The sequence below is a fragment of the Microvirga sp. P4_G7 genome (assembly GCF_056401005.1).
Window position 1 is genome coordinate 1 of record NZ_JBFUKD010000143.1, and the last position, 7,185, is coordinate 7,185.

Sequence of the window (7,185 nt, forward strand, 5' to 3'; positions counted from 1 at the left end):
ATGGAGACACGGTCGCTGACTGGCGAGTAACCGGAGCAGGCATTCGCGCAGGTTGAACGCACTCCTGGTTGCTTGCTTCCCTGTGCGGCACGATCTCCTCAAGAAAATCCTGCCGCAATCGGATCCTGCGCGCTATCGGGCGCCTCGGAAACGCGTTACCGCGTACGGCGCCGGATCGGTAAAGGTTTGCTGTCCCGTAATCATCTCCGCGATCAAGCGGCCGGTCACCGGTCCGAGTGTAAAGCCGTGATGGTTGTGACCAAAAGCCAGCCACATACCCGGATGGCGCGGAGCGGGCCCGATGACGGGTCTCATGTCAGGCAAGCACGGACGACTTCCCATCCAAGGTTCTGCCTCTAGACGCGTCCCCAGAGGAAAGACAGTGCGGGCAAGGGGCTCCGTTCGTTCGAGTTGCTGCGGCGTCGGCACGGAGTCACGCGGTGCGAATTCAATACCTGTCGTCAGGCGGATGCCCTGTGCCATCGGAGCGAGCAGATAGCCACCATCCGTATCGACCACTGGATGATGCAAAACCGCATCGCTGGCGGGACGGAAATGACGATGATAGCCGCGCTTCACAGCCAGTGGCACCCGATAGCCGAGGGGCCGAAGGACCATATCGGACCAAGGGCCCAGAGCAACCACCACCTCGCGCGCGCCCACGCGCCCATTTTGCGTCTGGACACTCCAACCGGATCCATCTTGGCGAAGCGTTCTTGCGTCGCCTTCCAGGACTTCCCCGCCGCGTTTCTCAAACAGTTTCGCATAGCCTTTCACGACTGCGCCCGGGTCAGGAACGCTGGCCGCATCGAGCCAGTGAATGCCGCCGATGAGAACGTCAGAGAGGTGGGGCTCGCGCCTTTGAAGTTCGGCGCGATCCAACACATCGAAGCGAAGGCCATAGAGTCGCAGCGACTCGGCATTCTTCACCGCTCGATCGAGCGATCCGGGCGTGCGGAACGCGTCGATCCAGCCGCCCTTGCGCAGATCCTTCAGCAGACCTGCTTCCGCCATCAGATTCTCGTGCTCGATCAAGGAGCGTTCGATCAGAGGCAACATATCGCCTGCCGCGCCGCGAAGTTTGGAGGGCGACGATTCACGCCAAAAACGCCAGAGCCACGATGTAAGCCTGGGAACGTGAAGCCAGTCGAACCGGACATCGGCCGAGCGATTCAGCGCGTAAAGCGCGAGGATCCTCAGGTCGCGCGGAACGCCATAGGGAATGACGCTCGAGCGCTCTATTAGGCCCGCATTGCCATAGCTCGTCTCTTCGCCCGCACCGCGTCGATCGATCAACGCGACGCGGCGACCCCGCTGCTGGAGGTGGAGCGCCGCGGATACGCCGACGATTCCCGCTCCCAAGACGAGAACGTCCGCATCGCCCTGTCCGTGAGCCGTCGACACGGCCGTCACGCCGCCCGGAGATGAAGACGATGGATTTCGAAGGCCATCTTCACATCCTCGATCCCGAGCCCCATCGATCGGAAGAAGTGCGGCATGCCATGGTCGGCGGCGCGTGCGCGGCCGGTTGTCAGTTCGCCGCCGTCTCTCACGGCGAGCACCATCTCGCCGGCGATAGCGGGACTTACGGTTCGATCGTCGCAATACACATTCATGTGCGGCAGCGTGGCCGCCGGAATTTCATGCGCCATAGCGACGTTCGTGCTGATGGAGGTCAACAACATCTGGGTTCTATCTCATCTTCCGAAAGCACGCGTGTGCCAGAGGAAGTACAGAGCAATACCACCTCCGCCCCTCTCAAGGCGAGCGCGCGGTGCGGCTGCGTCCAGATAGGGCGGTGCGGTGCGAGCCATCGTCAAACTCTTCGTCGCACGGAAGCCTCGGATCGGGGAGCCGGCACGAACACCTCCATCCTGGCCACCACAATGTCGTCCAGCGGATGGACGGGCCGGGGGACGCGATCGAAGGTGAATTTTCTCAGATCGGGCGAGGCGAGCGCACCGCTGTCGCAAACCAGAACGCGACCTGCAATCGGCTCGAAGGCCGCGCGAAAGTGCTGCATCGACTTGACGGCGACGATGACCTTCTCGGTCGGCTCGATCCCGAAAGCACGGAACTGCTGGAGGTCATGCGCCTGGTGCGGTTCCGTTGCGATCACGATGAGAACGCGTCCCACTTTCACGACCGCCGTCGGGCCGAATGACATGCGTACTCCCGCATACATCGGGCCATCGCACACGTAGGATCCCTCGGACACGCTCACCAAAGTCGCTTCCAATTCGAGGGGCTCGCCGCCGAACGTTGKATCGATCTTGCCGCCGAGACGGATCAAAACCTTTTCGCCTGGTGTCCTCTCCTGGAGCGCCAAAGCGGTTTCCAGATCGATGATCGGGCATATGCACGCATCGGCATCGGCAGCAATCAGCGCTTTGAGCAAGTTGGTCGCGTCTCCGTAGCCGCCGGCTCCCGGATTATCGGCATAATCCGCGATGACGATGGGGCCATTGCTCTTCCCATCGAATGAATGGAGAGCGGAGGCGACTGCCTCCTCCGGGGTGAGAAACTTGTTCACGAGTTCGCCGCGCATGGCCCACATCGCCTCAGCTGCCTCCTCGGCAAAGCGCAGATGAGGTCCCGGGTCGCCCGAGTAAGTGACGGTGATCGTCGGCCCGATCTCCGCGATATCGGCATAAGGAAACGCGCCGTTGACGCTCACGGCTAAAACGCCCGGCTCCTGTTCATAAGCACGCGCACGGTCCATCAGCGCCACGAGCGGCCCGACATCGGTACGCCCGCCATTGGCATCTTCAAGCATCGGCGGGCGAACGAAAAGCGTGCATGGACTGATCTCACCCGCCATCGTCCGATGAAGCAGCTCTCCGGCGTGTCGGCCAGCAATCCGCATGTCGATGTGCGGATACGTCTTGTAGGAAACGAGGATATCGGCGTGTTCGCACATCCGTCGCGTCACGTTGGCATGGAGATCCAGCGTGACGGCAATCGGGATATCGGGCCCGGCGATGCGACGGAGCCGCTCAAGAATCTCACCCTCCCCGTCGCCCAAATCGGTGGTGACCATCGCGCCGTGGAACGCGAGAAGGATGCCGTCGAGCCTTTCCCCCTCGCGGCGCACCGCCTCTTCGACAGTTTGGAGGATTTCCTCGAACGCCTCTTGCGTGACACAACCGGCAGGGTTCGCGTGTGCGCTCAGAACGTGAACAAGATCCCATTGTCTTTCGCGCGAAACATCAAGAAATCCGGCGACTTCGGTGTTGGTTCCCTCGAGCGCACGGATAGCATCTTCGCCGTACGCAAGAAACATATCGGCAAAACGATCGAGGGAGGTCAAACGGCTGCTGAAGGAATTGGACTCGTGCATGATCTGTGCCGAAAGAACGCGGTAGGTCATGTCGTCTCCGAAAAAGGTTGAGCGAAGGTCGAACCGCTGCTCGACGCCGCAGCGGCCCTCACATCGTCATGGCAATGGATGAATTCGTCGGCCGCTTTTCAGCGACAGACGCAACGATGAAAGTGGCCGCTATTTCGCGGCGAGATCGCGCTTGAACCACTTCTGCGAGAGACGCGAGACGGTTCCGTCGGCGATCGCCGCTGCAATCGCGCCATCAAAGAGCGCCTTCAATTCGGGATCGTCCTTTCGCAACCCGACTGCAACGCCACGGCCCATGAAGCCGCCGGTGAATCCGGGTCCCGCAATAACATAATCCTCGAAGCCCGGCTTGCTGAGTGTGATGTCGAGCGTCGTTGTAGCTGCCGCGACCGCATCGACGCGACCCGCCGCGAGATCGAGATCGTGCTGTTCGGTCGTCTTATATTCGCGGATCTCGACACCCTGGAACAGACGCTCCATCAGCGTTGCGAGCGTCGTCGATCCTTGCACGCCCACGACCTTGCCTTTGAGAAGCGGCTTTAGCTCGTCCGCTGCTTTCTGCGCCGAGGCTTGATCGGTGCCGATGTCGAAAACCTTGTCGTTCCGAATTTTTCCCAAGGGCGAATCCTTGGCAACGAGGAAGGCACCGGGTGTCTTCGCATAGGGTTGCGAGTAATTGATGACTTCCAGGCGTTTGTCCGTGATCTGCATCCCGGCCATGATCGCATCGTACTTGCGCGCATTGAGAGCGGGGATGATGCCATCCCAATCCTGGGCGACGACCTCGCACTTGACCTTCATTCGAGGACACAACTCGGCGATCAGATCGATCTCGAAGCCTTGCAGCTTGCCGCCCGGACCTGTGAAATTCCAAGGAGCATAGGCACCCTCCGTCGCAATCTTCACGGTTTCCCATGCCTTGGCTTGCGCCAGGGCGCTGCTCGTCAAGACCGTCATGCCGATTGCGGCCAATCCAAGTACCCGAGTCAATTTCATCGAACCGATCCCTTTTATGAATGGTGAGCGCGTGCCCACGGGCTCACCGCGCAGGGCAAAACCTTGCTCTAGACAGCAGGGCTCACGCAACCGAGAATGTCTCGCGGTAAACTGTGAGAAAAACTAACAATGTCGTCGCGGCGATTGCCACCATTGAACGCCCTGCGCGCCTTCGAGGCCGCTGCGAGACGCAAGTCCATTTCGCGGGCGGCCGAAGAGCTCGGCGTGACCCACGGCGCCATCAGTCACCAGCTCAGGGCTCTCGAAGCTTTTCTCGGAACTGATCTGCTCGAGCGGGCCGGCAACCGCTTCAAGCTGACCCTGACGGGAGAGCAACTGCTCGGGCCCCTCAGCTCAGGGTTCGATATGCTGATGTCCGCGCTCATCAGCCTGGAAACACCGAGCGTGCGAGGCGACGTGACCTTGAGTGCTCCGCCCGCCCTCACCTGCCTCTGGATCGCGCCAAACCTGGGACAGCTCCTGCAACGCCATCCTGAACTTCGCCTCCATCTGCGGCCCTCCAACAGTCCGAAGGAGGTCATCGCGTCCGATGTCGACTTGTGCATCCGCTACGGCGATGGGATCTGGCCTGGTCGTCGCTGCGAGCGCCTCGCGGATCCCGATCTCTTTCCGGTCTGCAGTCCCGCCGTGTTCGACGGCGAGATGCGGGCATTGGCCGAAATGCCATTGCTCTGCGCAGCCAACGGACATGAATGGGATCTGTGGCAAGCAGCCGTTCCTCAAGGCAGCATCTTGATGGGAGGGCGCCACTTCATGGGCAACCATCTGGCCATGATCGAGGCCGCTGTCGCGGGCGTGGGCCTCGCGATGGGCGACGACATCACGTGCCGGCGTTATCTCGCGTCAGGGGAGCTGGTGCGGCCCTTCAAAGAAAGCGCACGCGCGCCCGCCGCGTTTTTCCTGATCGACGCCGGTGACCACGAACGCCGTCCCGCCGTGATGGCGGTACGGCGTTGGATGTTGGAAAGCTTTCTGAACAACACGACTTCTTGAACACAACGACGAAAGATGACGTCGCACGACCATCATCGGCTCTGATAGTGAAGTTCCTTCGCTCCACCTTCACCTGAGATCCATCCGGATGCATTCTATGAGAGCCATTTCACTCCTCGGCGCTTCTCTTCTCGTCGTTCTCGGCGGCGCCGTTCTCGCCCAATCTCCCAATCCGCACGCGGGCCACGCCATGCCCTCCACGCCGGCATCGAAGGGCAGCCCATCGACGGTTGCCTACGAGGCAGCCGCGGCTCGGATGCACAAGGACATGACGATCCCTTACACCGGGAACGCGGACGTGGACTTCGCCAAGGGCATGATCCCCCATCACCAAGGCGCCATCGACATGGCCCGGATTGTCCTCGAATACGGCAAGGACCCGGAGCTCAAGAAGCTGGCGCAGGAAATCGTCCAGGCTCAGGAGAAGGAAATCGCCGTCCTGAACAGCTGGCTCAAGACGAAGGGTCAGTGACCTCGGACGGGCGTGCCGAGGTCTGCCGGCATGCCCGTTTACACCCTTTGGTATAAGGCGAAGCCTTGTGTCGCTCCGCCGCGTGGGTCTCCCCTTGCGGAGCAAAGGGTTGTCAGGCACAGAAGGAGAAACGGGGAGCAGCCTGGCCGCAATCGATGAAAAATGTGCGTGAGTTTATGTGGCCTTTCATCGGGCTTGCAGCGGTGGTCGTCTCCGGTTGGCTTCTCTATCGCGAATTGCGTGGAATATCGCTCGACGACGTCTGGGACAGTCTCAAGGCCGTTCCGTCCCACCGCTTTCTGATGGCCGGTCTTTCGACCCTCGTGGCTTACGCGGCGCTCGCCTGGTACGACCGGATCGCCCTCCTCCACCTCGGCATCAGGCATATCTCGTGGCTGTTCGTCTCCGTGACCTCGTTCACCACCTACGCCCTGTCCCATAATATCGGCGCCTCCGTATTCTCGGGCGCCCTCGTGCGGTACCGCGCGTACTCGTCCAAGGGTCTGAGCGCCGCCCAGATTGCAGTCCTCGTCGCGTTGTGTTCCTTCACGTTCGGCCTGGGGACCGTCTTGCTGGGTGGCGTCGCGCTCACGCTCGATCCTGGCCTGCTCCACCGCCTCGAAGACCATCTCCCGGGAGCGCTGACCAACCCGACCACCGCGCGCCTCATTGGTTGCGTGCTCCTCGGCGTCGTCGCTCTTTATGTGGTTGGATCGATCCTTCACCTGCCCCCTGTCGTCATCCGCAAGGCCAAGCTGGAATATCCGCGCCCTCCCATCATGGTGCGCCAGCTCGTTGCCGCTCCCCTCGAGCTCCTGGGCGCCGCCGGCATCATCTACTTCATTCTGCCGGCGCATCTCGAGCCGAGCTTTCTCGTCGTCCTCGCGGTCTTTCTGGCCTCGTTCTCCGCCGCTTTGGTGAGCCACGCGCCCGGCGGGCTCGGGGTTTTCGAGCTCGTCTTTCTGGCCGCGATGCCGGACATTCCGAAGCCCGACATTCTCGCGGCACTCATCATCTTTCGTCTGTTCTACCTCTTGATCCCCTTCGCCTTGTCGATCGTCGTCATCCTGATCTTCGAGCGCTCGCGATTGAGCCAAGCGTGGAAGAACCGCGGCGCCTCCGGGCACGATCCGGTGCCGCCTACACCTCCGCTGATCTAAGCTTCCATGCGGATTTTCTGGCGAAGGCTCTGGTTCGGCCTCTCGACGGTGTTCGGCCTCAAGGCACGCGGATTCTTCATTCCATACCGCTATGCCGATGGCGTCGTTCCTGCAGATTATCCAGCCTTGCTATCCTATTTCGAAACGGCGACTCCTCGCTTCCTCGCTGTGCTGAACACGGTCCACCAATACGC

Annotated in this window: 7 protein-coding genes and 1 pseudogene; 4 read left to right on the forward strand and 4 right to left on the reverse strand. The window is 61.3% G+C overall.

All coding sequences use genetic code 11. The annotated features are described in order from the left end of the window. Window positions 1-132 precede the first annotated feature (132 nt). From AC1DT3_RS08710 to AC1DT3_RS08725, 4 genes are all read right to left on the reverse strand, one after another. Window positions 133-1,404, reverse strand: a complete 1,272-nt coding sequence (locus AC1DT3_RS08710) for an NAD(P)/FAD-dependent oxidoreductase (protein ID WP_477464860.1) — start codon at window positions 1,402-1,404, stop codon at window positions 133-135. Between the two features lie 5 nt (window positions 1,405-1,409). After that, window positions 1,410-1,685, reverse strand: coding sequence for a hypothetical protein (locus AC1DT3_RS08715; protein ID WP_477464861.1), 276 nt, complete (start codon window positions 1,683-1,685; stop codon window positions 1,410-1,412). A gap of 131 nt (window positions 1,686-1,816) precedes the next feature. Continuing rightward, complete coding sequence (locus AC1DT3_RS08720; RefSeq protein WP_477464862.1) at window positions 1,817-3,370, reverse strand: M81 family metallopeptidase; 1,554 nt, start codon at window positions 3,368-3,370, stop codon at window positions 1,817-1,819. 129 nt (window positions 3,371-3,499) lie between these two features. Then, complete coding sequence (locus tag AC1DT3_RS08725) at window positions 3,500-4,345, reverse strand: transporter substrate-binding domain-containing protein (protein ID WP_477464863.1); 846 nt, start codon at window positions 4,343-4,345, stop codon at window positions 3,500-3,502. 153 nt (window positions 4,346-4,498) lie between these two features. Here AC1DT3_RS08725 and AC1DT3_RS08730 point away from each other — a divergent pair, with 153 nt between their 5' ends. From AC1DT3_RS08730 to AC1DT3_RS08745, 4 genes and pseudogenes are all read left to right on the forward strand, one after another. After that, window positions 4,499-5,359 (forward strand): LysR substrate-binding domain-containing protein, encoded by an 861-nt coding sequence (locus AC1DT3_RS08730; RefSeq protein WP_477464864.1) that lies wholly within the window; start codon window positions 4,499-4,501, stop codon window positions 5,357-5,359. A gap of 97 nt (window positions 5,360-5,456) precedes the next feature. Continuing rightward, entirely contained in the window at window positions 5,457-5,831 is a 375-nt protein-coding gene (gene copM, locus AC1DT3_RS08735; RefSeq protein WP_477464865.1) for a CopM family metallochaperone, read from the forward strand. A gap of 155 nt (window positions 5,832-5,986) precedes the next feature. After that, window positions 5,987-6,991, forward strand: coding sequence for a lysylphosphatidylglycerol synthase domain-containing protein (locus AC1DT3_RS08740; RefSeq protein WP_477464866.1), 1,005 nt, complete (start codon window positions 5,987-5,989; stop codon window positions 6,989-6,991). Between the two features lie 6 nt (window positions 6,992-6,997). Then, window positions 6,998-7,185, forward strand: a pseudogene (locus AC1DT3_RS08745) (class I SAM-dependent methyltransferase); the annotation flags it as partial.